The following is a 24,473-nucleotide window of genomic DNA, read 5'->3' as shown; positions in this document are numbered from 1 at the left end:
GGAAAAATTATCAATTACCAATTACCAATTACCACTTCCCCATTATCCTATTGTCTAGCAACAACTAAGACAATTAGGATGTTATTAATTGCTGACACCCTTCCTTCTTCCTTCTTCCTTCCTCTTTCTTCCTTGTTCCTGACCTCCGTTACATCCCGTACAGTGCTCGTTGCCAAACTTCCCTCTTCCTGACATCCGTTACATCCGTTACATCCCTTATATCCGTTACATCCGTTGCCGAACTTCCTTCTTCCTCCTTCCCTTACCGAATCCGTTGCCGAACTTCCTTCTTCCTCCAGGATAAATCCCAGCACTTATCGCTTTTGAGCAGCGCTTCAAACTCAGCCATTGGCAAAGCCTGACTGAAAAGATAGCCTTGAATTTCGTCGCATTCGTGCTCGCACAAAAAATCAAGTTCCTGCTTATTTTCTACCCCCTCAGCCACCACCGTCATGTTCATGCAGTGTGCCATTTGAATAATCGCTATTGTTATCGCTGCATTTTGGCGATCGTCTGCAATGTCGCGAATAAAACTCTTGTCTATTTTGATCGCATCAAACGGAAACCGTTTTGGATAACTCAAAGAAGAATATCCAGTTCCAAAATCATCAATTGCTATCCTAATTCCCTGATCTTTCCACACCGTAAAAGCTTTAGCTGCTGCAATTTCGTCTTGCAAAACCAGACTTTCCGTCAGTTCTAATTCCAAACACTTGGGATCGAGATCGGTTTCTGTCAATATCTCCCTGACTCTTTCCGTGAAATTTTTGCGCTCGAATTGACGGGCTGATACGTTAACTGCCACTCGCAGGAGTGGCAAACCTGCTCTTTGCCATGTTTTAGTTTGCCTGCAAGCAGTCTCTAATACCCATTCACCCAACGGTGCAATCAAGCCCATTTCTTCAGCCATTGGAATAAATTCCCCGGGGGAAACTCGCCCCCGTTCGGGATGATTCCAGCGCACCAAAGCTTCAGCCCCAATAATTTTACCTGTTTTGATTTCTATTTGCGGCTGATAGTATATTTCAAACTCTGAGCTTTTTAAAGCATGGCGCAAGCAAGTTTCTTGAAGAAGTGTATTAATAAAAAAATTAGCATTCTTTGCCGTATAAAAATGATAAGTATTGCCCCCTTTTTGCTGAGATTGATACATTGCTATATAAGCATTTTTTAGCATTTCATCTCCGTCGGTGCCGTCCCCGGGATACAAGCAGATCCCCATACTAGCAGTGACATAGACTTCGCAATCTTTGACAATCATAGCTTGGGATACAATATCTAAAATGTTTTGAGCAATCTTAGCCACATCCTGTTTTTCTGCAACTGGTTTAAGAATCAGCGCGAATTCGGCGGCTTCCAAACGAGCAACACTATTAATGTTTTCCATACAGTTAGTTAGCCGCTGGGCGATAGTGCAAAGCACTGAGTCGCCGATATCGTGTCCCCAGGTCCTGTTAATGCGGTTGATTTTATCTAAGCTAAGCGTGACAACTGGAACGACTCCGGACAATTCTTTTTGAGCATCTAATACTAGACTTAACTTTTCTCGCAAAAATGAACGATTCGGCAGGTTGGTCAAGCTGTCATACTGATGTCGGTAGAGTGCCAGTTGAATAGTTGTGTGCAAGTTTTTTTCTTCAAATGGCTTGACAATATAGCCGAAGGGTTTTGTACTATTGACTCGTCGCAAAGTAGTTTCATCGGCATAAGCTGTCAGATAAACTACCGGGATTTGAAAGCGCAAGCGAATTTCTTCGGCGGCTGTAATGCCGTCGATTTCTCCTTGGAGGTTAACATCCATTAAAACTAAATCCGGGCGAAACTTGGCTGCCGATTCAATCGCTTCTTCTCCCGAATAGACCATGCCAGTTATTCTATATCCTAGAGATATCAAACTGTCGGAAATGTCTTCCGCAATGATGCTCTCGTCTTCAACTATCAGAATTTTTTTGTTGGACACTAAATTTTCTCCTTAGAGTGCAATTTGGGCTGAGAAAAGGTTATTCTAAAAGTCGTACCAGCAGTTTCTAACAGTTCTATTCCCCCCCGGATTTGCTTGACTAGAGACCCCACCAGTCGCAAACCCAACGTTCGGGCTTTGCGATAATCTAAGTCTTGAGGAAAACCAATTCCGCTGTCGCTCACGGTTAGCACGCAAACTCTGTGATTATCTAAAGTGAAATCTATCTTGATTTTACCTTTCACTTGCCCTTTAAAAGCATATTTGAGGGCATTTGTCACCAGCTCGTTGATAATTAACCCGCAAGTAACGGCCGTATCAATATTGAGAGAACACGGCGCAATATTTGTTTGCAAGTTGACGCCTTCTGCATGATTTTCATAAGCTTGGAATAAATTGTGGGCGAGATTTTGGATGTATTCAGCAAAGTCAATGTTTGACAAGTCTTTGGATTGATACAATTGTTCGTGAACCAGGGCCATTGATCTGACTCGGTTTTGACTCTCTTTTAACATTTCACTAACCTGGCTGTCTTGGATGTAGCGGGACTGAAGTTTGAGCAAACTGGAAATAACTTGGAGGTTGTTTTTGACACGGTGGTGAATTTCTTTGAGGAGAACTTCTTTTTCTGCGAGGGATGCTTTGATGCCATCTTCGTCGCGCTTGCGCTCTGTAATATCCCGCACTACTGCTTGAATTACTTTGCGTCCGTTAATTTCCATTGCATTTAACAGCACTTCAGCGGGAAATTCTGAACCGTCGAGTCGTTTGTGTACCAAGTCAAAGCGACAGCTACCTGTTTGCATTGCTGTCGATATTCTGTGTATTGCTAGACTAGATGAGTCTTGTCCGCTAGGCTGAAATTGTGGGGAAAAGTCGCTCAGTTTCTTGCCGTAAAATTGTTTTGTGTTGCTACAGCCAAATATTTTTAATGTAGCGGGGTTGCAGTCAAAAAACTCCTTTTCGTCAAGCAACATTACTGCGTCGCTGGTGGCTTCATAAAGGCTACGAAATTTGTGTTCGGATTCTTGCAGAGAGCAAATCAATTGGTTTTTGAGAGCTTCCGCACGCTTGCGGTCGGTAATATCAATTCCTACAGAAACTGCTGCGGTTCCCTGATGATATTTCTGAGCTACTATCAAATAGTTGCGGACGAAACCGTTAATTTCTATTTCTATTTCTTGGCAGATTTGCTGAGATGAACTGTCAAAAAAAATTCGGATCAGTTCTCCGAAAGTCGAGCCTTTGTCGAGAAAGTTGATTTCTTGACCGACAAAGCTTTCAGGAGACAGGTTGAATGAGGTTGCTAAGTGCTGGTTGACTCCGATATACCGCAAATCTGAACTGATCCAAGAAATCAGTCCGGGTACGGCATCCAAAACGGCGCGAAGTTGGTCTGTAGCTTCTTGGAGTGCTTCTTCCGATCGCTTGTGATCGCTAATATCTGTCGCCGTTCCGCACAAGCCTAAAATAGCGCCGTTTTCAGCTTGGTTGACGATGCTGTTGACGCGCAGGTGGACGGGAGTACCGTCTTTGCGAATGTGTACTGTTTCGTAAGGAGAATTAGCGGTTTGTGGCGGAATTTTGGTTCTCGCTAAAAGTTGGGCAAATATTTCTCTTGGTCTACTTCCTTGATCGGGAACTAAAAAATCGGTGAAGCGGCGTCCGATCATTTCTGGCGGTTCGTAACCATAGATGCGTTTGGCGGCGGAATTGACAAAAGTCAAGAGGCCTTCAATATCGATCGACCAAATCAATTCTTGGGAGGTTTCTACAAGGTTGCGGTACTTTTTTTCGCTTTCAGCAAGTGCTGCATTGAAGACTGCCGTCTGCTGCTGCTGTCTCTTTTCTAATTCTTGATTTGCCGTTTCCAGAGTGGCGATGAACTGCTCGCGCTCGGTAATTTCAGTAGAAACACCCACTGCCCCGACAACTTCGCCGTTTGCATCTCGCAGGGCTGCCGATCGAATTTCGTGAATAAAATGCCTCTCTCGGACGTTCCAAGTACGATCGTTTCCTGCTAGTACCTCGGCAATATTTTCTAAGATATCTGGCTGGCTGCTGTAAACTTCAAAAATCGATAGCCCGACAGTTGCACCTGGTTTGAGTCCCAAATTTTCTAATCCTTTCCCTGCTGCAAGGGTTAACTTGCCTTCTCTGTCGGTTGCCCACAGGAAAATTGGGGCACAACTGACAGCGGCGTGAAGGGTTTCGTTGGCTTGTTTGAGCCGATCGATTTCTGCGTGAAGCAGATCCTGGGTGGTCTTTAATTCTACCGTTAGTCGATCGGCTTTTTGCTGCCAACTGGCAGCAGTATCGCACATTTCTGCGAAATGGCGGGAACGACAGATGGATTGGTTGCAGTGTGACATGGTTACTCTAGGGCGCACTGTATATTTAACCCCAGCCTATCTTTTAAGCATAAACTTTTTAAGTGAAATATTACAATTAGCAGGAATACTCAGCCGACCAAGATGCGATAATATTAAAGGTACTTTAAAGGATTCAGAAATTGCGGCTTGTTCAGGCTTTTGGGCTACAGTTTACAAATTTATAATAAGCTGAATAATGCCTGCCAGTCGGTATTTTTACGGTAACTATTTGTAGTAGTGCAAAAACCAGTTCCGCAATCCTCGGCTTGCACAAGAACTGGGATTGTAAATTTATTATATTTGTTTGCGTAGATTCACGCAGCGAGGAATCGGGAATCTGGAATTTGTAAATATAGCCAGCGCCTGAATCGTTAGGAGGTAATTAATTTGTGAAAATCATGAGGTCGATTCCCTCTTCTTTTTGCCTTGCCTTCTGCCCTATTCCTTCTTCCCTATTCTCTATTTCTTCCATCCGCTACATCCGTTACATAATCCGTTGCCGAACTTCCTTCTTTCTTCAATTAACTCCCCAAATTTTGACAGTTTTGTCTATACTGCCGCTGATAATTGTTTCACCATCGCTGCTAAAAGTAAGACAAGTAACAGAGCTTTGATGTCCGCTGAGAGTGTAAAAATTTTCGCCCGTACTGGCATTCCAAAATTTGATATTACCATCGGCACTAGCACTGACAACAGTCAGTCCATCGGCACTAAAGGCGATCGCATTTATCGAGTGAAAATGCCCGGCCAAAGTGATTGAACTATCTGGATTCGATAGCTGTCGCAGTTGAATATCTCTGTCCCAGCCGCCAGTAGCCAAAGTCTGCCCGTCTGGGCTGAAAGCCAGACAATTCGCGTAACCCTTAATTGTTTGGAAGCATTCTCTGCTGCGGAGGTTCCACAGTTTAATTGTACCGTCAGAACTGCTGCTAGCGAGAGTTTGTGCGATCGGGCTAAAAGCAAGACTAACAATTCCTGCTTTATGAGATCCCCAAGTTAAAAGACTGCCAAAAGTACAGATTAACTTTCCCGTCTCTAAATTCCAAATTTTGATAGTAGTATCTGCCGAACCTGTGGCGATAACTTGACTGTCGGGACTGATGACAATTGCGCTAATTTCCCCTTCATGTCCGAGGGAAGTATGCTGCAATTCTCCTCCTTGCCAAATTTCGACCGCACGATGTTTCGGAGTATTTCTGCTCCTCACAAAAACTTCGCTTTCTTTGCAAAGGACAAAAGTTTCTTGAGCGCGGGGATACTTCTCAACAGAATAGAGTATTTCTCCTGTCTCTACATCGCAAATTCTAATTATTTTCCCGTGCCAACTCGCCGTGCGATCACCTCCGGGACTAATCGCAAGATTTGTCCCAGTTTTCACACTGCGGATGCAGTCAAAAAGCTTGTAAGGTACGAAGTCTTTTAAAGCTTGGCGCACTAGAGGTTCTGTCCTCGATCGCAAAGTTAAATAAGCAACTCGCTGCACTTCTGCTGCGGGGTCAAGCAGCGCCTCAATTGCTAAATTTAAACCAGCGCCTCCGTATTTAGGAGCATCTTTAACAGCGGCAATCCGCGACTCGATACTAGGACTGTTGAAGCGCTGCTTGACCCCAGCGATGCCTCCCAAAACAGCGCCGGCGATCGGGATTTGACTGTGGCCGCCGAGGACGGCATCATATTCTCTGGGTTGGTTAGAATTGTCGGTTATCATACCATTTTAGATTTGAGATTTGAGATTGTAGATTGAAGAATTGGTAATTAATGATTGCTTAAAGGTTTAAATTACGGGCATAAAGTTGCTTTTTTGTGTGGATATGGTATCAATTTAAAACTTAAAATTTGGTAATTACAGGACGCTGGGTACAAAACAGCGCTCAACCGGGTTTATGTGCAGATGCTATCCTGCTCAACCCCATATTTATCGTAAAAAGCGGGTTTAATAGCGCAATTCCTAACTTATTGACTGTTCCTGTTTATGCTATTATAATCAAATCAGAGTTTTACACAAAAATCCGAAAGTGATATGTCACACTTCACAACTATCAAGGTTCAGATCAAGAACGGCGAACTGCTGTATCAAGTGTTGGAAGAGTTGGGTTATCAAGTAGAGTGCAACGTGCAGGTACGAGGTTATCGGGGTGACAAAACTAATGCGGAGTACGTGATTCGGCAATCCAATGGTTACGATTTGGGTTTTCGCCGCAACGGAGAGGATTACGAATTGGTAGCGGATTTTTGGGGCGCTCGAATTAATCAGCAGGAATTTGTCAATTCAATTAGTCAAAAATACGCGCGCAAAAGTTTGATGGCGGCGGTGCAGTCAGAGGGTTTTCATGTTGAAGAAGAGGAAACTTTGGCAGATGGAACGCTGAGAGTTGTAGTGGGTAAATGGGTTTAAGACTCGTGCTTGATTAACTCGTTTTTACCTATTAAGAGGAATCACCATCTGGCGCTCGGCGATCGTACTAATTATCCTCGCGCTTGTAGTTGTCATTGTTGGCGCGATCGCCCTTGGAGCATACCGCTGGCATCTGGGTACCAAGGAACTGCGAGCCAATCTGGAAGCTGCACGCTTGCCGATTAAACCTCTGACATTTGATGCGCGGGAAATCGCCGCTTTACCCCAGCCCGTGCAGCGCTACTTTCGTGCGGTGCTCGATGATGGACAACCGCTAATTGCAGCAGCGCGGGTTTCCCACGAAGGCACGTTTAACATGAGTGAAAGCGCAGAAAAATGGAGCGCCTTCACATCAACTCAACTGGTAATTACTCAACGCCCTCGCTTTGATTGGGACGGACGAATTGCCATGATCCCCGGTATCAATGCGTTTGTTCATGATGCCTACATTTCTGGCGAAGGCATCCTCCATGCGGCGCTGCTTGGCCTGGTGACTCTGGCGGATATCCGCGGCACTCCAGAAGCTGCACAAGGGGAACTGATGCGCTTTTTCGCGGAGGCGGCTTGGTATCCGACGAGACTGCTGCCGAGTCAGGGTGTTCGCTGGGAGGCGATCGACAATTCTTCCGCCAGAGCAACTCTACAGGATGGCGACACCGCTGTTTCCCTCGATTTCCGCTTTGATGAAGCAGGGCTAATCGCCACTGTCCGCGCCGAGGCCCGCGCCCGTACAGTTAAGGGTGGGCTGGTGTTTGCGCCCTGGATTGGCCGCTTCTGGGACTACGAATTGCGAGACGGTATGCGGATTCCCCTCTCCGGTGAGGTGGCGTGGCAACTGCCTGATGGCTCGCTATTGCCCTACTGGCGCGGCCACATCACGAATATTGCCTATGAGTTTGCACGATGATTCTAGTTTCTGTTGTAGGGTGCGTCTGAGATTTTCTCCCCTATTTCATGGGAACAATCTGATAATTAGGGTACACAGGTAAACGGCTATTAGCAAAAAAGTTAATTACCCATGAAAATTACAGAGTTCAAGACAGCAGTAAGGGAACTTCCATAAGGAATATCATACGGCCGCGCGATCGCTACTAAAATGCGCTCGCGCGGCAATTGCTCGATCGCCTGGATGATGCAACTATCAGTCAAACAACCGGACTCAGTATAGAGGATGTGCGGAATTTGCGATCGCAATGAGATTTCTTTCCAAACAATAATCACAACTGCAAAGCCCCAGACACCTTTGCATTTTTAACACTTGAAATCCGAATCAAAGACCCTGATTTTACAGCAATCTTAGGTTTCCATTCATAAACCCCATCGCTAGCCGCGCGGTTGGCTATGCTTTCAACCAACTTATTCTCTTGATACAGCTCAATCTTGACCTCATCCTGAATATTGTCTCTCCACAAAATCAAATAAGGTTTCTTTGCTTCCACCTGCACTTTTACTGCTGGCTGAGCCACCAATATTTTTGGTGAAGCTGTCTGAGATTTTCTATTCCTAAATCCTAAATAGTGCGGCAGTTCGCGAGTGGCAATATTATTTGATTGAGGCAACATAATCTCCCCGATTTTAGGATTGAATAGATAAGTTGAGAGTCCGCCGTCGATCGTCACGATATCTCCTTTCACTCCGAATTCTCGCATTAACTTAGCTGCTGCGTCTAATGTCGCTTCATTAACTGTGATAATTGCGAGCAATTCATTACCCTTGCGACCATCTTTGTCCAGCGTACCGATGACGTGATACCTATTTGCGGGATTTTTAGATATGAGTTTAGCTGGATGGTGCTTGTATTCGTAAGTGACAAGTGCATTTTGTACTTCTTTTTGATTCAAGGGCTTTCCGGTTTGCGGTTCGTAATTTGTGATATATGCTTCTCGATCGTTCCACACCAAAGCTTTCAATCGAACATTTTTATACTGCCCATCTTTGGGTTTCTTGACCGGGCCGTAGAGGCCGTTACCGCCCGTAATAACTTGACCGTTGAATTTGATCGGAAAAGATAGCTGCGTGCTGCGTTGGTATTGTTCAAAAAAAGAACAATTAATCACGGAAAAAACACCATTACCGTAAAGTTTTTTGTATTCTCCTGTAACTTCAGAGAATAACTTGCTCTTAAAGAAAGGACTGTAATATTTGTTTTCTCCCTGATAATACAATCCTTTATTGAAAGCCATGCGATCGACCTCTCCAATTAGCTGGTCTATTTGCATTTTTTGGACGTTAATAACTTGCAAATAAGCCACATTTCCGTTGGGTAGTTCTTTTTTGTACAACTCTGCACCATCTCTAGTATCCACAGGTTGAAAATAACTGACTGGGCTGGAAAGTTGTTCGATCGCAAAATGTGCAACTGCTGCCACAACAGCAACAGCAAAAATCATCAAAAAAAACGGCAATATTTTTTTGATCGCATTCATAAATATTAATTTGTTTCTAAACCACAAACCAAACTATCTTAAAAATAGCTTATAAGCCGGATTCTGACTCTCATCTCCATACTGATAGCCAAGCGTATCCAAAAAAGCCTGCCATTCCTGCATCTCATCGGGCGGTACTTGAATTCCCACCACAATTCGCCCGTAATCTGCGCCATTATTTCGATAGTGAAAAACGCTGATATTCCAGTTAGGACTCATCGAACCGACAAACTTCATCAACGCACCCGGACGTTCGGGAAATTCAAAGCGATAAAACAATTCATGATTCGCCAGCATCGAACGCCCGCCCACCATATGCCGCACGTGCAATTTCGTTAATTCATCATCAGTTAAATCCAAAGTCTTGAAGCCACAATCTTCAAAACTTGCGGCTATCTTCACCGCATCCGCACGGTTTTGAATTTGTACGCCGATAAAAATATGTGCCTCTTTCTCATCGGCAATTCGATAGCTAAATTCAGTTAAATTGCGTTTTCCCAGACATTCGCAAAACCTGCGGAGACTTCCCGGTTGTTCGGGAATTGTGACTGCAAAAATGGCTTCGCGGCGTTCGCCAAACTCGGCTCTTTCTGCTACAAAACGCAGCCGATCGAAATTCATGTTCGCGCCGCAAGCAACAGCAATTAATGTTTGTCCTGCGATTTGTTCCCGTTCCACGTAAGCTTTCGCACCTGCGATCGCCAAAGCGCCTGCAGGTTCTAAGATCGATCGCGTATCTTCAAAAACATCCTTAATCGCCGCGCAAACATCATCCGTATCCACCAAAATAATCTCATCCACATACTCCTGACACAACCGAAAAGTTTCCTCCCCCACTTCCCGCACAGCAACGCCATCAGCAAATAAACCCACCTGCGACAAACGCACCCGTTTACCGGCTTTCAGCGATTGATTCATGGCATCGGAATCCACCGGTTCGACGCCAATAATTTTAATTTCCGGCCGCAACCGCTTGACATAGGCCGCAATTCCCGAAATCAATCCGCCGCCGCCAATTGCCACAAAAATCGCGTGAATTGGTTTTTGATGTTGCCGCAGAATTTCCATGCCGATCGTACCCTGTCCAGCAATCACGTAGGGGTCATCAAAAGGGTGAATAAAAGTCATACCTTTTTCCGCCTCTAATTGACGCGCAAAAGCGTAAGCATCATCGTAAGCATCCCCATGCAAGACTACCTCTCCACCACGGGCTATCACCGCATTTACCTTCACCTGCGGCGTCGTTACGGGCATGACTATGATCGCGCGAGTTCCCAGGTGGCGGGCGGCGAGGGCGACTCCTTGAGCGTGGTTGCCGGCGGAAGCTGCAATGACACCTTGTGCTAGCAAATCCGGCGACAGTTGCGCCATTTTGTTGTACGCACCCCGCAGCTTGAAGGAAAAGACCGACTGCATATCCTCTCGCTTTAGCAAAAGTTTATTGTTGAGCCGTGCTGATAGATTCGGGGCGGATTCTAGGGCTGTTTCTTGAGCAACATCGTAGACGCGGGCGGTGAGGATTTGTACCAGGTAATCGCAAAGCATGGGGTTAGCAGGTTGGTTGATGCCGGATGGTGGGATAATTGTACGGCACTTGTGTTAGTATTTTGCGGGGAATTGGCGATCGGGCGATCGCAAATTTTCAATAATAACTTTTCGCTTTGGGAACATAAAGAGCCTGAAGGCTATGAATAATATTTCGTTTTTGCCACTTACCCCGGTTATAAAATCCGGTTTGTGAGCGTATTAGTCCGTAATCCTTGATTTAGTATGTAAATTCATGAACGTACAAATTACAGATTTGCGTGCGGTTGACGAGCCAAAAATTCAACAGGTAGCTAGATTAATAGTTGAAGGTTTTAAAGAGCATTGGCCGGATGCTTGGCCCGATCTAAATTCTGCTTTGCAAGAAGTGCAAGACTCTTTGGGACCCGATCGCATCAGTCGAATTGCTGTCGGCGACAACAATCAAGTTTTGGGATGGATTGGCGGGATTAAACAGTATGACGGTAATGTTTGGGAACTGCACCCGCTGGTAGTGAGAACAGAATTTCGCGGACAAGGAATTGGTCGATCGCTCGTAGCTGATTTAGCAACAGAAGCTAAAAACCGGGGAGGGATAGTGCTGTGGGTGGGTACCGACGACGAAGACAATCAAACCACTCTTTCAGGCATCAATCTTTATCCTAACGTTTGGGAACACATCGCCAAAATTAGAAATTTGCGCGGTCATCCCTACGAATTTTATCAAAAAATGGGTTTTGCGATCGTGGGAGTGATGCCCGACGCCAACGGAATTGGCAAGCCAGATATTTTCATGGCAAAGCGGTTGTAAAGTTTAATGTAGGTTCTAAATTTACTGGCTGGTGGCTTGTCTATTCAACACTTAGCAAAATTAATTGTTGAAAGTTTCCCAGAAAATCAGTCTAGTCTGGACGTGCGAACCCCGTTCGAGGGTCGCTAATAAACAAACCCAGAACTAACGAATCCATCACCGTATCCCAGACAGGAGTCAAACGTTCAGCATCGTCAACCCAGTAATCAAAAGTAATCAAACACTGAACATTAGAACCCAATCCAATACAGATTCGCGAATAAGCTTCCCGCTGTTCTGGAGGGTCGATAAACTTAAATTCAGTCCAAACAACGCGGGCTGTTTGCCGCTTCAATTGGATAATTTCCCCAAAAGCGATCGGATTTCTGGTATCATCTTCAACCACCTTCTGTAATAGCGGCACCAGGGGAAAATCTGCCCAGTTACCAGGTGGTAGCAAATTAAACGAAACCTCCAAACGACAATCATCATCCGGCGGCTTGTTATCCGTAAATCGGAACGAGTTAGTATCCGGTTCAAAATGCCAATCTTCCGGGACATCAAAGCGGACTGCACCTCTTCCTGCTACAAAAATTCGAGTTCCAGGCTTTGACTTCCAATTGTGGTCTTCTTTGAGTTCTAGAGTTTCCTTGAGCCATTCTTGCTTTTTGCGCTTAGACATAAACAGAACACCAAATTGCTGCTAATGTGTAGTTTTAGACCTTGCAAACACATTTTAACTCTATTTTGATCGCCGTTTGCTCAAATATAACAATCCTTACAAAAATTATGAATTCTTCTCTTCTCTATTCCTCTGTGTTCTCTGCGCCTCTGCGGTAAAAAATAATTCCTTTCACAATTGGCTAACTTTTATTTTTCACTCTTGGGAATCACATACCTAATTCCGCCTTTATTCCCAGCCGCATCGCCCTTGTAACGGGGGATAACATGAATAGCCGCGTGACTGCGACTTTGACCAGCCTGTTTATTAATATTGATTCCCACATTAAAACCGTCTGGCTGAAACTCTTTACTTAACATTTCTTGCACCTTATTAGCCATAAACCAGCAAGCCGATTGCTCTCGAAACGGCAGTTCAAAATAATTGGCAACGTGACGCTTGGGGATGATTAAAACATGACCTTTGCTGGCGGGATAACCGTCAAACATCGCATAAGCTGTTGCCGATTCAGTTAGCAAAGTTAGGTTTTTATACGGATTGCAGAATATGCAGTTATTAGTTGAATTTCTTTGATGGTTGTAATGCACGTATTTGTAAATTTCGCAATACTCATCTAGGTGACTTGACTTAAAGGGAAGTTTGACAATGCACTGATATGTAGGTTTTTTGTGCACGTAATGTTCTCGAAAGCCTTCTTTTTTGATATCCCTTCTCACCGCAAAATACGCATTACCTCCCGGTTTCAACAGGTGCGACACTTGCATCAGGACATTAGCTTGTTCTTCAGGAAACAAAACATTCAAAACATAAAAGCAAATGATTGTGTCGAATTTATTTTCGGGGAATTCCGGGAAATAATAAGGGTCGTAACCCGTAATATCGAATCCTTTTTGCTGCAACAATCTAACATCGCTGCCCAAGCCGCACCCAAAATCTAAGACTTTGCCTTGCAGCAAGTTTTTATCCAATAAAAATCTTGCCGGAAATGACAGATAAATTCTTTCGATGGCCGTCAGGTGGCTGAATTTATTTTGTTGCTTTTTCATGGTGGCATAAATTTGATTTAAATAAATATTCTTCCGTCCGCGCACCATCCGGACGAGAGTTTGTGGAGTAGCGATTTCAAGATCCGAATGTTATCTAAAAATTTTACCATTATTGCAGTTTGGCGATCGCCCCTTTTTCCACCAACACCTTACCAGTCACCAAATCCCGCACCGTCGCCAACAAAACCCGCCTCTCATCCACCTCAAAACTCACCGAAACCCTGTCAATTCCCAATACCCCAGGCGGGTTCAAATGCGCCACACAAACCTGCTGGTGGTGGCTGTCCAAAGAGCGAAAATCCGTCTGTTTGTTGAGCCAACTGCTCGTCATTTGCCCTTTTTCGTTAAAAATAACCTCCGCTTGCGATACCTCCGCAACTTCCCCAATATCTAACCGAATTTCCCTTTGCCCTTCAATTGCCACTTGCAGCGTCAACTCTTCGGAACTTTGACAGGGATACTTCATTTCCTTGCTAAATATCGGCGAATAAGCATAAGCTTTAGCATAAGGTTCCCAGAGGCGAATTGCATAGCTGTGGCGCAAATAATCGTCAACACTTACCAATTGTGTCAACGCTAAAGCACCGTGTGCCACGGCTTCAAAAGGCTTATCTCTTTGGACTTTTTGCCGCCCAAAATACGAAACCACTAAATTAGAGACAGCCGGAATTAAAGAAGTTCCTCCTACCAGCAAAACCTGTTCAATATCTGCTTTGCCGATACCTTTTCCCAGTGCAATACTCAGCACTTCATCTAAACTTTCCCGCAATTGTTCTAACAACTGCCTAGATTCCAGAATTTCCTCAAGCTTGTCTCGGTTTAGCTGCAAGTCGTAAGACATAAAATTTTCATCGTCAAACCAGCTTTCCTTCGCCTCATTAACTTGAGAAAGTTGAATTTTTAATTTTTCCGCTATTTCTAATAAGTTTTGCCAGCCAACTGGGCCGACTTCTGCCCGCGACGAACCAATTTGCCGCAAATAATCTTCGACAATCCAGATGTCAATATCTTCGCCGCCTACATAAGCATCGGATTTTGCCAATACTTCGGCACGCATTAAATTTAGAGTTTGAGATTTGCTATTTTTGACTGAGGAAGGAGGGGCAGTGCGAACTAAACTTAAATCTAAAGTTCCGCCGCCAAAATCAACTACTAAAACTAGAGAACCGGGGCGTTTTACTGCATATCCCAGGGCGGCGGCTGTGGATTCATCTATTACCTGAACTTCCGCAACTCCCAAACTTTCCCCTAAGTCGCGAAACCAATCTAGATATCGCTCAAATGCTCCAATGGGAACTGTAAAAATTACTTTGTCGGCCTGTATATTTTGTATATACAACTGTTTCCAAATAGTTTTGATAAACTGTTCTGCTACTGATTCTGACGTGTAGGTTTCGCCATCAAGATTGCGGGGTGGGGGCTGAAAGTCGGCAGCTAAATTGCGTTTAAAAGCTTTGAAAAAGCGGTCTGGCTGGGATTGCCCCAAACGCTGCGATCGCACTTTTTCTCCCAACACCAACTCTCCCGCCTTTTTCACAAAAACTAAAGTCGGCACTACAGATATTTCTCGAACATCTCCGCTCAAACTATTAGTTTTGAAAATCCGGGATATCTCGCCCAATCTCAAAGTTTCTGGTGTTTTCGTATCCGGGTTAAGAATGCAAACAACCGTATTGCTGGTGCCGAAATCAATGGCAACTGTAGTCATGTTGATTTAAAATTTAAAATTTAATTTTTCATTCCCGCTGGAAGGGTGCGGCTAACTTTAGCAGGAGTAAGAATTCGCTCTCCCTCTCGATAGCCGACAAACCGAATATAAACTAATTCTCCTTCGGTTATATCCTCAACATCCGGCTGGTGCAACTGCGGATTGTAAGCAGTTTGTTCCCACGCAGAACCAATCATTTCAAAATCCCAACTTGACAAGAGATTTTCTAAGGGAGTAAACAAAGCTGAGAGATTTTTGGCGGGCATATCCGGCTTGGCTTCTGCCATTTTGCGGGCGGCGGGATAGTTGGTTAACAAAGTTTGCAACTGTTCAAAGGTAGCGCGGCGAAAATCGGCAGTTAGTTGAGCTTTTTGCTGCTGCAATTCTGATCGCAGCCGGAAACACTGCTGCCTCAATTCTTCTATTTCGCTGGGATCAGTTGTGATTGTAGCCGATATTGGCAGTGCGAGTAAAGTGCGATCGAACTCTTGAAAATTCAAATTCAGCACTGTTGCCAGCCGTCTCAGTTGGTCTAGCGTGAGTTTTCCCACGTCTCCCTGCCGCACTAAGCGCACTCCAAAGCGACTTAAGCCTGCTTTTTCGCCTAAGTCTTGCCAATCGAGAATGTCTAGCTGATTCATGCGTTCCCGCAGAATTTTATCGTACTTAAACTCGATCGCATCTCCCGCCTCAGATGCAGCATAAAGGTAGACTAAAATGAGAAAAATGCCCCCGACAGCCAGCGCGAAGCTGAAGGCAGGCACTGTTGTTACATCAACTGTTGCACCCAGGAACTCAAACATCTTTAACTCTTCTAAACTTGTTTTAAAGTCTGCGTTTGTTCAACGGTCAAATTTTCTTCGCCTTGATAATATTCTGGTAGCAAGTCTTGAGATTCTACTTCTCCGAGGGCTTTTTCTATCCCGGCGGTGGTTTCGGTGCAACTAGAACCGGTGGCGTTGAGGACGGTTTCGGTAATTTTGCCGTCTTTGCCGATTCGGTATTCTATTTGGCGGTATTCTGCCATAATTCTTCCTCTTGGTTTAATGCTTGAGTGTTGACTGCTGAGTGTTGAGTTATATTATAGATTCTATTTACCAATTATTCTAATGAATTTTTGTAGCGACAATGCAACCGGGGTTTCGCCGGAGATTATGGCTGCGATTGCAGCGGCTAATTCCGGTGCTGTGATGTCTTACGGAGATGATGAATATACGCAGCGTTTGCAAGTTAAATTTTCGGATTTGTTCGAGACATCGGTGAGTGTTTTTCCTGTAGCAACAGGTTCTGCTGCTAATGCTCTGGCCCTTGCGGTTATGACTCCTCCTTACGGGGCTGTTTACTGTCACGCAGCATCTCATATTAATCTAGATGAATGTGGCGCGCCGGAGTTTTTTACAGGCGGTGCAAAGTTAGTGACAGTAACAGGAAATCATGGTAAAATAGAGGCAGAGACTTTAGGAAAAATGCTCGATCGCGCTGGTGCAGGTGTTGTCCACCACGTACAGCCCGCAGCCGTCAGCATCACTCAAGCAACGGAAGCCGGCACAGTCTACAATCCAGCAGAAATTTCCCACATTTCGGAAGTAGTTCACGATCACAATTTGCACCTGCACATGGATGGAGCTCGCTTTGCCAATGCTGTTGTCAGTTTGGGCTGTTCTCCGGCGGATGTCACTTGGCGCGCTGGTGTAGATATTCTATCGTTTGGAGCGACCAAAAACGGTGCGATGGGTGCGGAAGCTGTGGTTTTTTTTAATCGAGAATTAGCAAAGACTTTCCCTTTTTACCGCAAGCGCAGCGGGCATCTATTCTCGAAAATGCGGTTTTTGTCGGCGCAGTTGGAAGCGTATATAACGGATGATTTGTGGCTGAAAAATGCGGCTCATGCAAATAATATGGCAGCGAAATTAGCCCAAGGTTTGGCGGAAGTTGAGGGAGCGAAGTTTTGCGATCGGGTTGAAGCCAACGAGATTTTTATTCAACTTCCCGAATCTGTAATTACATCGGTTCTAGCTGAGGGTTTTCTGTTTTATCGGTGGGATGAATGTACTGTTAGACTGGTAACGGCTTTTAATACTAGAGAAGAAGATGTTATTGCTTTGGTGGAAGCGGCTAAACGACATCAGTGATTATTTCGTAAGGGCGAGTTTTACAAATAATAATATCTGACGAGTACCAACAATCTAGATAAACCCGCCCCCCACAACAGATAACCCACATCAACATTAAATTTGAATCGAATGCGGAAAATCTACATTCGGATTTTTCGTTTGATGGGGGCGGGCTTGAGAGATTGTGGGTTATTTACAATTATTGTTTGTGAAATTCGTACCTACAATTTAATAGATTGAGGAACAGGTTCGGCAACTGCGGCTAGTTCTGGTTCAGCTTCTTCGAGGTGTGCTTCTAAAAGCGCCAGATTTCTCATGTTTGATTTATAAAAAGCATCGAAGATATCTCCGACTAAAGGTACTGAACCAACAACGGCTTCTAGACCGATATTGTAAATCATTTTCCCTAGAGTTTTTTGGGGAATGTTGAATCTAGTTGCTAAATAAATTAGGTAGGCGGAAAACGCGGTATCTACGATATCCCCAGCACCCGGAACTAAACCGATAATGGGGTCTAAGCCGATGCGAAATTTGGTGCCGGGGATGCCAATGGCGGTATCCATCAGGCGGCTGAGTTTGCGGATGCGGTTGAGGGTGGCGAGACGCTCTATGTTGTTCATATTATTATTGTTGAACTAGGTTGAAAATTTGAAATCTGTCGGAAGACGGAAAAAAAACATCTAGAAACCGCTCATTTCTCATCTTCGCTAATATGCTGAATTCCCCATTCGTGCATGGCATTAATAATCGGTTTGAGACTTTCGCCCAAAGGCGTTAGCGAATATTCAACTTTTGGCGGCACTTGCAGGTAAACTTCCCGGTGCACGATCGCGTCTGACTCCATTTCCCGCAGTTGCTGCGTCAGCATCTTCTGAGTAATGCCGTTGACAGCTCGTTGCAGCTCGTTAAAGCGCTTCACTCCTTGAAACAACTCCCGCAGAATCAAGACTTTCCAGCGCCCGCCAATCACCTCTAGAGTGCGTTCTACAGGGCAATTTGCTCGATCGACCTTTACTTCTTGGACTTGCATAGTATCTTTTTGGTAAGTACCGCACTTTTAAGTGCGTACTATCCATAATAACTTGACTCGGTTTAAAATAAAAACATCAAAGAAATACCCGATAAATTTCACTGAGGATTCAGAAAATGATTACCGTCAGAAAAAGTGAAGCAAGAGGACACGCAAATCACGGTTGGCTGGACAGTTACCACACATTTTCTTTTGCGGGCTATTACGATCCAAATTATATGAACTTTCGCTCTTTACGGGTAATTAATGAGGATTTCGTTAGCCCAGGCAAAGGTTTCGGCACTCACGGGCACAGCGACATGGAAATCATTACTTATGTATTAGAAGGAGCATTAGAACACAAGGACAGTTTGGGTACTGGTGCAGTGATTAAACCCGGTGAAGTACAGCGGATGAGTGCAGGTACGGGGATCAAGCACAGCGAGTTCAATAACTCGCAAACAGACCCGGTTCATTTGCTGCAAATCTGGCTGTTACCCGATACACAGGGTTTGCCTCCGAGTTACGAACAGCGGGAGTTTCCCCTAGCAGAAAGGCACGGAAAACTGCGTTTAGTGGCGGCACGAGATGCGAGAGATGGTGCTGTGAAAGTGCATCAAGATGTGGATTTGTATGCGGCTGTTTTGGATAAAGACTCGCGGGTTTCTCATGCTTTGCAGCCGAATCGCCACGCTTGGGTGCAAGTTGCTCGCGGCTCAGTTTTGGTCAACGGTTTGCCTTTGAAAAATGGCGACGCTGCGGCGGTTAGCGGCGAGTCTGAATTGGCGATTGAAGCTACGGCAGATGCTGAATTTTTGCTGTTTGATTTGGCATAGAATTACACAATAAATCCCCGGCTTCTCCAAGAAGTCGGGGATTTTAGATCGTTCGGGGATTGAAATCGCTTAAGAGTCAAACTCTCCTCCGAGTAGAGAGGGACTAAGAAATTAATCAGCCATCCAACATTTTGTCCCAAAAATACCTGCGATAAGTTCGGGAATGCCAAAATCAACATCTAAGCTTTCCCAGTGCACGCTACTACCGGAAGGCGGTAGCCAAACATCAGCAAGTTGTTCTGGTGAAGCACCTTCTAAGCCTTGTGCAAGGCTTGGGGGAAAACAAAAAATAGCACCGTTTTTCAGTTTGATAACTATTAAATCTTCTGACTGGTTATACTGCACGGATTCGGCGCGGGGTTCTGTAGCCTCAGCGTTTTTCCCTACTTCTTTGGCTTTTGCTATTTGATCTCGGAGATTTTCCTCAGTTAATTCTTTTTCCCAGTTTCTAAATACCATATATTTCTTGCCATCGGTTTTGTTAAGTGTGGATACTTGATTATTGCTGCATGGGGTTGTGTTAAGCGGACTGTGAAGGACATGATACTTAATAAGGGGTTACTACTTAAGAAATAAGTAAATAGGAGGAAGAAACTAACTTTTATTTGTGGTATTTCTGGTAAGGGTAAATGTTTAGGATAAATTTTTATGGAACAACAGCCGATCGCCAGAAAGCATCTTATTGGAAGCCTCATCACTGGTTTAGCAGTTGGCGCGATCGCGGGCGCACCCCTCGGCTGGATGGCTAATGGGTATTATTCCGAGCAGCGTTTGGCTCAAATTCTGATTTGCCGAGAAAAGAATAGAGATCAGCCAGTGGCTATTGTTGAGGCTAGGTGCGGTTCCCGATTCTAAATTTTTCTGCTAGCCAGAGGGCTGTGTCAAATATTGTGAGGCTTGTGCGAATGTCGAAAGTTCGATCGCGCAGGGGTTTTGGCGTTGTCAACCGTCAATATGCCACAAACCGGAAAAGTTATGCGTCTGTTGATATGTGGGTATGTTAAATTGACACAATAATGAATTACAGCAGAACAATTCCGGCTATTTTGAGTGCTACGATCGCCCTGAGTTCGATCGCCCTCATCCCACTGACATCACCTCAAATCGCCCTCGCATTAACCGCCGACAAAGTTAAAACCGTTGCCCAACAAATTACTGTTCGCATCCAGGGGACAAAAGGCGGTTCTGGAGTAATTTTAGAGAAACAAGGCAGCACATACTATATTCTCACAAACTGGCACGTTGTCGATAAAGCCGGGGATTACGAGGTGGTAACTCCGGACGGCAAAGCTCACTCTGTATACTATAGCCTCGTGCGGCGAATGCCCGGTGCGGATTTGGCGATCGTACCTTTCAGCAGCACTCAAAGCTACCCCCTGGCTCAATTAGCCAATTCCGCAGCAACTAAGGGAAACAAAGCTTATGTGGCAGGCTGGCCGATATCCGGCGGTTCTCTGAGACAGCCGATTTTCATCGCCACGGAAGGTCAGCTTACCGGCCGCCAAACTCCCTGGAACGGTTATACTTTGGTCTACAACAACTTAGTGAGAGCGGGCATGAGCGGCGGCCCAGTGCTCGACGATGCAGGCCGAGTTGTCGCAATTAACGGCATTGTCAGGTTAGAGGACAACTCTGATAAAATTGTCGCTGCGGGAATAGAAATTAATACTTTCATGAAATGGCGATCGACTGTTTCGCTGCCAGTAGTTCCCCAATCTCCTACTGCCAGGAACCCAAAAACTCCGGCGAATAATGCGCCCCGCACGCCGGCAAGTGCGATCGCCTTTGCTGCTACAAATACCCTCAAAGGGCCTTCGGAAGTTGTCAGTTCCCTTGCCCTAGCTTCAGCTTATTTTACTACAGGAAATAGCAACGGCACAATCTCAGTTTGGAATTTTCCCAGTGGGCAATTAAAAACTACCCTGCAAGGACACGCGGAAGCAGTAAACGCATTGGCCGCGAGTGCGGATGGTAAGGTGTTAGCTAGCGGCAGCGACGACAAAACTGTGAAAATTTGGAATTTAGAAACAGGCGCGGTTGTACGCACTTTGAGCGGGCATTCCAATGCTGTTTCGAGCGTTGCCGTTAGTCCTGACGGTCAATTTGTAACCAGCGGTAGTTGGGACAAAACGATTAAGATTTGGAATGCGAAAACAGGAGAGTTGCTGCGGACTTTGACCGGGCATTCGGGGTTGGTGAATTCTGTTGCAATCAGTCCCGACAACAAAACTTTAGCTAGTGGCAGCAAAGACGGTTCAATTAGGTTGTGGAATTTAGCTAGCGGTCAAGCAATTCGCACTATTGGCGGCAAAAACTTGTCTGTTTTGTCGCTAGCTTTTACTCCCGATGGCAAAAATTTAGCGGCGGGAAACAGCAATGGCACTGTTGGGTTATGGAATGCCGGAAATGGTCAGTTAATTCGGCGTTTAAGCGGGCATACCGACGGAGTTTGGTCGGTGGCATTCAGTCGGGATGGCACTACGCTGGTTACTGGCAGTTGGGATAAGAGTGTGAGACTTTGGGATGTGCGATCGGGCGAATTGAGAGGTAATTTGAGCGGTCATTCTGGCTACGTTAGCGCAGTGGCGATTAGCAGCGACGGTAAGACTATTGTTAGTGCGGGTTGGTTGGGGGAAATCAAGATTTGGAAAAGGAGTTGAGATTTTTTTGAACGAACCGCGAAGGCGCGTTAGGCGGAGGGGCGCGTAAGCGCTACTCAACCTAGAAACAGCCCCGCGTCTGTAGCGAAGGCAGCTAGTTGAGGGTTCGGTTAGGCACGGACTCTACTGGTAGGGTGCGTCAGTTGGTAGCGATTCGATGTACATCGGCTAATCATTTCCGGGCTCGGCACCCTACTACCTAGCATTTTGTTTCAAAGTACGATCGACCCTTATGATAGATTTGGTTCTTGCCAGACTACACTGGAAGACAAAATCAAATTAAAAATTTCGCCATAAATTTCGATCTACCCGCCGATCGGGCGGGACTCTCAACTTCGTGGAACAGGCGTCCCGCCTGTGGTTGGCAAAGTAAATCTAAATCTAAAATCTAAAATCGCGTGACTTCTGACAAATGATTGAAGTAGAACACTTAAGCAAAACTTACGGTTCGACCGCAGCGATCGCGGACGTGTCTTTTTCGGTCGAATCAGGAGAAATTCTCGGGTTTTTGGGGCCAAACGGCGCGGGCAAAACCACAACGATGCGGATTTTGTCGGGATATTTGCCGGCATCCAGTGGTACGGCCCGCATCGCCGGCATGGATGTTCACGAAGACTCGATGGCCGTCAGACAGCGCATCGGCTATCTGCCGGAAAACCCGCCGCTGTATCCAGAAATGACTGTGGAAGGGTTTCTGTTTTTTGTCGCCCGGATCAAGCAAGTACCTGCGGGCGATCGCGCGCGACGAGTTACCTCCGCGATCGAACGCTGCGGCCTGGTTGATAAACGGAAAGTTTTAATCCGCAAACTTTCTAAAGGATTTCGGCAGCGCGTCGGTATCGCGCAGGCGATCGTCCACGACCCCCCGGTAATTATCTTAGACGAACCAACCGTCGGCCTCGACCCCCGACAAATCATCGAAGTCCGCAATTTAATCAAAAGTCTTGGCGGCCAGCACACAATCATCCTTTCCACGCACATTCTGCCGGAAGTCAGCATGACTTGCAACCGCGTCACCATCATCAATCGCGGAAAAATCGTCGCTGCGGGTAGTCCCGAAAATTTGATGGGAGAGTTGGCCGCCGGAGAGGGCTACGAACTCGAAGTTGAAGGCGAGGGGGATTTGGTAAACAGTCTGCTGTTGCCTTCTTTGGAAAATTTGCGGGGAGTTCGATCGGTGGAATTGATTCCAAGCAATCAATTTTTAGTGGGTCGCTACCGCCTGCGGGCATTGTGCGAATCCGACATAGAACCCGGACGAGAAATTGCTACAGCTATCGTCGCCTCTGGATTTGGACTGTGCGAAATGCGTCGCTCTCGCGCTACTCTGGAAGATGTGTTTTTAAGGCTGACAGCGGCTGAAAAGAAACCGGAAGAAAATCTGGTTCATAGCGAACCGGAGGTCGATCAAAATCTGCAAGAAGCGGCAACAACTCAAGACTCGATCGCGGATTCTCATCAATCCGAATCGCAACCGATAGTCGAAAATCTGCCCGTTGTTTCAGAAACAGTAGAGTCGATCGAGCATCCTCAACCACAACCGATAGTCGAAAATCTGCCCGTTGTTTCAGAAACAGTAGAGTCGCTCAAGCATCCTCAACCAGAACCGATAGTCGAAAATCTGCCCGTTGTTTCAGAAACAGTAGAGTCGATCGAGCATCCTCAACCAGAACCGATAATCGAAAATCTGCCCGTTGTTTCAGAAACAGTAGAATCGATCGAGCATCCTCAACCAGAACCGATAGTCGAAAATCTGCCCGTTGTTTCAGAAACAGTAGAGTCGATCAAGCATCCTCAACCAGAATCCGAACCAGTTGTAGAAACCGTACAGCCGATAAAAGGGAAGCATCTCAGTTTGGGTGTCACAGGAACCAGATCATCTTACTCGCTACAGATATCTCAACAAGCAAGCAGGATGCTCACTTTTGTAAAAAACATTTTTTACAAAAGTGAGGTACTCCCGATCGAACCTTCTCCACCAGAATCCGAACCAGTTGTCGAAACCGTAGAGTCGATCGAGCATCCTCAACCAGAACCAATAGTCGAAAATCTGCAAGTTGCAGAAACCGTAGAGTCGATCGAGCATCAGGAACCAGCATCGGAACCAGTTGTAGAAACCGTAGAGTCGATCGAGCATTCTCAACCAGAACCGATAGTCGAAAATCTGCAAGTTGTAGAAACCGTAGAGTCGATCGAGCATCCTCAGTCAGAATCTGAACCAGTTGTCGAAAGGCAAGAGTTGATCGAGCATCATGAAGCAGAACCGATAGTCGAAAATCTAGAAGTTTCACAAACCGTAGAGTCGATCGACTATTCTCAACCAGAACCGATAATCGAAAATCTGCAAGTTGTAGAAACCGTAGAGTCGATCGACTATTCTCAACCAGAACCGATAGTCGAAAATCTGCAAGTTGTAGAAACCGTAGAGTCAATCGACTATTCTCAACCAGAACCGATAGTCGAAAATCTGCAAGTTGTAGAAACCGTAGAGTCGATCGACTATTCTCAACCAGAATCCGAAGCAATTACAGAAACAGCAGAGGAAATAAGCGATTTAGAACCTGGAATGCAACCAGTGGCCGATTTTCTGGAAACTGTAGAAAGACAAGAGTCGATAGAACATCCTCAACCAGAACCGGTTGTCGAAAATCTGCTCATTGTCGAAACAGTAGAGTCGATAGAACATCCTCAACCAGCACCGGTTGTCGAAAATCTACTTATTGTAGAAACAGTAGAGTCGATCGAGCATTCTCAGCCAGAACCGGTTGTCGAAAATCTCGAAGTTTCAGAAACAGTAGAGTCGATCGAGCATTCTCAGCCAGAACCGATTGTCGAAAATTTGCTCATTGTAGAAACAGTAGAGTCGATCGAGCATTCTCAGCCAGAACCGATTGTCGAAAATCTACTTATTGTAGAAACAGTAGAGTCGATTGAGCCTTCTCAACCAGAAC

The 24,473-nt window shown here is 45.5% G+C and carries 20 protein-coding genes and 2 pseudogenes; 9 read left to right on the top strand and 13 right to left on the bottom strand.

What is annotated here, in order from left to right; genetic code table 11:
- Positions 1–262: 262 nt before the first annotated feature.
- The 3 genes from QUA42_RS14690 to QUA42_RS14680 all read right to left on the bottom strand — a co-directional run bounded on the left by QUA42_RS14690 (position 263) and on the right by QUA42_RS14680 (position 6,040).
- Positions 263–1,960: an EAL domain-containing protein gene (locus QUA42_RS14690; RefSeq protein ID WP_333137911.1), complete on the bottom strand. Its 1,698-nt coding sequence runs from the start codon at positions 1,958–1,960 to the stop codon at positions 263–265.
- Positions 1,960–4,332, bottom strand: coding sequence for a PAS domain S-box protein (locus QUA42_RS14685; RefSeq protein ID WP_333137910.1), 2,373 nt, complete (start codon positions 4,330–4,332; stop codon positions 1,960–1,962). The genes QUA42_RS14690 and QUA42_RS14685 overlap by 1 nt, the downstream gene beginning before the upstream one ends.
- A 517-nt stretch (positions 4,333–4,849) precedes the next feature.
- The gene (locus tag QUA42_RS14680; RefSeq protein ID WP_333137909.1) at positions 4,850–6,040 is read right to left on the bottom strand and encodes a WD40 repeat domain-containing protein; all 1,191 of its coding nucleotides are present in this window, start codon (positions 6,038–6,040) and stop codon (positions 4,850–4,852) included.
- A gap of 312 nt (positions 6,041–6,352) precedes the next feature.
- Between QUA42_RS14680 and QUA42_RS14675 the strand changes: the two genes are divergently transcribed.
- From QUA42_RS14675 to QUA42_RS27775, 3 genes and pseudogenes are all read left to right on the top strand, one after another.
- Entirely contained in the window at positions 6,353–6,727 is a 375-nt protein-coding gene (locus QUA42_RS14675) for a DUF1257 domain-containing protein (RefSeq protein ID WP_333137908.1), read from the top strand.
- A 175-nt stretch (positions 6,728–6,902) separates the two neighbouring features.
- Positions 6,903–7,634, top strand: coding sequence for a DUF6920 family protein (locus QUA42_RS14670; protein ID WP_333137907.1), 732 nt, complete (start codon positions 6,903–6,905; stop codon positions 7,632–7,634).
- 191 nt (positions 7,635–7,825) lie between these two features.
- Positions 7,826–7,924 (top strand): annotated as a pseudogene (locus tag QUA42_RS27775) (Rpn family recombination-promoting nuclease/putative transposase); the annotation flags it as partial.
- Positions 7,925–7,944: 20 nt separating this feature from the next.
- Here QUA42_RS27775 and QUA42_RS14660 read toward each other — a convergent pair.
- Positions 7,945–9,153 (bottom strand): hypothetical protein, encoded by a 1,209-nt coding sequence (locus QUA42_RS14660; RefSeq protein ID WP_333137905.1) that lies wholly within the window; start codon positions 9,151–9,153, stop codon positions 7,945–7,947.
- Positions 9,154–9,186: 33 nt separating this feature from the next.
- Positions 9,187–10,719: a threonine ammonia-lyase, biosynthetic gene (ilvA, locus tag QUA42_RS14655; RefSeq protein WP_333137959.1), complete on the bottom strand. Its 1,533-nt coding sequence runs from the start codon at positions 10,717–10,719 to the stop codon at positions 9,187–9,189.
- 214 nt (positions 10,720–10,933) lie between these two features.
- Between ilvA and QUA42_RS14650 the strand changes: the two genes are divergently transcribed.
- Complete coding sequence (locus QUA42_RS14650; protein WP_333137904.1) at positions 10,934–11,488, top strand: GNAT family N-acetyltransferase; 555 nt, start codon at positions 10,934–10,936, stop codon at positions 11,486–11,488.
- A 91-nt stretch (positions 11,489–11,579) separates the two neighbouring features.
- Here QUA42_RS14650 and QUA42_RS14645 read toward each other — a convergent pair whose 3' ends face one another.
- From QUA42_RS14645 to QUA42_RS14625, 5 genes are all read right to left on the bottom strand, one after another.
- Positions 11,580–12,149, bottom strand: coding sequence for a hypothetical protein (locus tag QUA42_RS14645; protein ID WP_333137903.1), 570 nt, complete (start codon positions 12,147–12,149; stop codon positions 11,580–11,582).
- Positions 12,150–12,337: 188 nt separating this feature from the next.
- Entirely contained in the window at positions 12,338–13,195 is an 858-nt protein-coding gene (locus QUA42_RS14640) for a bifunctional class I SAM-dependent methyltransferase/HIT family protein (RefSeq protein WP_333137902.1), read from the bottom strand.
- A 109-nt stretch (positions 13,196–13,304) separates the two neighbouring features.
- Positions 13,305–14,903 (bottom strand): Hsp70 family protein, encoded by a 1,599-nt coding sequence (locus QUA42_RS14635; RefSeq protein ID WP_333137901.1) that lies wholly within the window; start codon positions 14,901–14,903, stop codon positions 13,305–13,307.
- 20 nt (positions 14,904–14,923) lie between these two features.
- Positions 14,924–15,706: an XRE family transcriptional regulator gene (locus QUA42_RS14630; RefSeq protein WP_333137900.1), complete on the bottom strand. Its 783-nt coding sequence runs from the start codon at positions 15,704–15,706 to the stop codon at positions 14,924–14,926.
- Between the two features lie 11 nt (positions 15,707–15,717).
- The gene (locus QUA42_RS14625) at positions 15,718–15,930 is read right to left on the bottom strand and encodes a DUF2997 domain-containing protein (protein ID WP_333062395.1); all 213 of its coding nucleotides are present in this window, start codon (positions 15,928–15,930) and stop codon (positions 15,718–15,720) included.
- Positions 15,931–16,012: 82 nt separating this feature from the next.
- Here QUA42_RS14625 and QUA42_RS14620 point away from each other — a divergent pair, with 82 nt between their 5' ends.
- Positions 16,013–17,035, top strand: a complete 1,023-nt coding sequence (locus QUA42_RS14620; RefSeq protein WP_333137899.1) for a low specificity L-threonine aldolase — start codon at positions 16,013–16,015, stop codon at positions 17,033–17,035.
- 203 nt (positions 17,036–17,238) lie between these two features.
- Here QUA42_RS14620 and QUA42_RS14615 read toward each other — a convergent pair whose 3' ends face one another.
- A complete protein-coding gene (locus QUA42_RS14615; protein WP_190737102.1) occupies positions 17,239–17,637 on the bottom strand; it encodes a DUF4112 domain-containing protein in 399 nt (132 codons plus the stop codon).
- 71 nt (positions 17,638–17,708) lie between these two features.
- Positions 17,709–18,047, bottom strand: a complete 339-nt coding sequence (locus QUA42_RS14610; RefSeq protein ID WP_333137898.1) for a helix-turn-helix domain-containing protein — start codon at positions 18,045–18,047, stop codon at positions 17,709–17,711.
- Positions 18,048–18,163: 116 nt separating this feature from the next.
- On the opposite strand from QUA42_RS14610, the gene QUA42_RS14605 reads away from it, so the two are divergent.
- Positions 18,164–18,862: a pirin family protein gene (locus QUA42_RS14605; RefSeq protein ID WP_333137897.1), complete on the top strand. Its 699-nt coding sequence runs from the start codon at positions 18,164–18,166 to the stop codon at positions 18,860–18,862.
- A 111-nt stretch (positions 18,863–18,973) separates the two neighbouring features.
- Here the strand turns inward: QUA42_RS14605 and QUA42_RS14600 are convergent, their stop codons facing one another.
- A complete protein-coding gene (locus QUA42_RS14600) occupies positions 18,974–19,321 on the bottom strand; it encodes a DUF2442 domain-containing protein (protein ID WP_333137896.1) in 348 nt (115 codons plus the stop codon).
- A 189-nt stretch (positions 19,322–19,510) separates the two neighbouring features.
- On the opposite strand from QUA42_RS14600, the gene QUA42_RS14595 reads away from it, so the two are divergent.
- From QUA42_RS14595 to QUA42_RS14585, 3 genes and pseudogenes are all read left to right on the top strand, one after another.
- Positions 19,511–19,717 carry a hypothetical protein gene (locus tag QUA42_RS14595; RefSeq protein WP_333137895.1) on the top strand — a complete coding sequence of 69 codons (207 nt, stop codon included), beginning with the start codon at positions 19,511–19,513 and terminating at the stop codon, positions 19,715–19,717.
- Between the two features lie 161 nt (positions 19,718–19,878).
- The gene (locus tag QUA42_RS14590) at positions 19,879–21,522 is read left to right on the top strand and encodes a WD40 domain-containing protein (RefSeq protein WP_333137894.1); all 1,644 of its coding nucleotides are present in this window, start codon (positions 19,879–19,881) and stop codon (positions 21,520–21,522) included.
- 412 nt (positions 21,523–21,934) lie between these two features.
- Positions 21,935–23,005, top strand: a pseudogene (locus tag QUA42_RS14585) (ABC transporter ATP-binding protein); the annotation flags it as partial.
- Positions 23,006–24,473: the final 1,468 nt, after the last annotated feature.

This window comes from Microcoleus sp. Pol11C2 (assembly GCF_036701505.1).
Lineage (GTDB): Bacteria > Cyanobacteriota > Cyanobacteriia > Cyanobacteriales > Microcoleaceae > Microcoleus.
The sequence above is the reverse complement of the archived record's forward strand: the minus strand, read 5'-3'. Positions and strand labels throughout refer to the sequence as shown.

Bases quoted from the DNA above. Each gene is read 5' to 3' on its own strand.
- QUA42_RS14590 (WP_333137894.1), top strand. From the start codon at position 19,879: ATGAATTACAGCAGAACAATTCCGGCTATTTTGAGTGCTACGATCGCC.
- QUA42_RS14600 (WP_333137896.1), bottom strand. From the start codon at position 19,321: ATGGTATTTAGAAACTGGGAAAAAGAATTAACTGAGGAAAATCTCCGA.
- QUA42_RS14620 (WP_333137899.1), top strand. From the start codon at position 16,013: ATGAATTTTTGTAGCGACAATGCAACCGGGGTTTCGCCGGAGATTATG.
- QUA42_RS14680 (WP_333137909.1), bottom strand. From the start codon at position 6,040: ATGATAACCGACAATTCTAACCAACCCAGAGAATATGATGCCGTCCTC.
- QUA42_RS14615 (WP_190737102.1), bottom strand. From the start codon at position 17,637: ATGAACAACATAGAGCGTCTCGCCACCCTCAACCGCATCCGCAAACTC.
- QUA42_RS14635 (WP_333137901.1), bottom strand. From the start codon at position 14,903: ATGACTACAGTTGCCATTGATTTCGGCACCAGCAATACGGTTGTTTGC.
- QUA42_RS14595 (WP_333137895.1), top strand. From the start codon at position 19,511: ATGGAACAACAGCCGATCGCCAGAAAGCATCTTATTGGAAGCCTCATC.
- QUA42_RS14610 (WP_333137898.1), bottom strand. From the start codon at position 18,047: ATGCAAGTCCAAGAAGTAAAGGTCGATCGAGCAAATTGCCCTGTAGAA.
- QUA42_RS14625 (WP_333062395.1), bottom strand. From the start codon at position 15,930: ATGGCAGAATACCGCCAAATAGAATACCGAATCGGCAAAGACGGCAAA.
- QUA42_RS14645 (WP_333137903.1), bottom strand. From the start codon at position 12,149: ATGTCTAAGCGCAAAAAGCAAGAATGGCTCAAGGAAACTCTAGAACTC.
- QUA42_RS14650 (WP_333137904.1), top strand. From the start codon at position 10,934: ATGAACGTACAAATTACAGATTTGCGTGCGGTTGACGAGCCAAAAATT.
- QUA42_RS14630 (WP_333137900.1), bottom strand. From the start codon at position 15,706: ATGTTTGAGTTCCTGGGTGCAACAGTTGATGTAACAACAGTGCCTGCC.
- QUA42_RS14675 (WP_333137908.1), top strand. From the start codon at position 6,353: ATGTCACACTTCACAACTATCAAGGTTCAGATCAAGAACGGCGAACTG.
- QUA42_RS14685 (WP_333137910.1), bottom strand. From the start codon at position 4,332: ATGTCACACTGCAACCAATCCATCTGTCGTTCCCGCCATTTCGCAGAA.
- QUA42_RS14640 (WP_333137902.1), bottom strand. From the start codon at position 13,195: ATGAAAAAGCAACAAAATAAATTCAGCCACCTGACGGCCATCGAAAGA.
- QUA42_RS14605 (WP_333137897.1), top strand. From the start codon at position 18,164: ATGATTACCGTCAGAAAAAGTGAAGCAAGAGGACACGCAAATCACGGT.
- QUA42_RS14660 (WP_333137905.1), bottom strand. From the start codon at position 9,153: ATGAATGCGATCAAAAAAATATTGCCGTTTTTTTTGATGATTTTTGCT.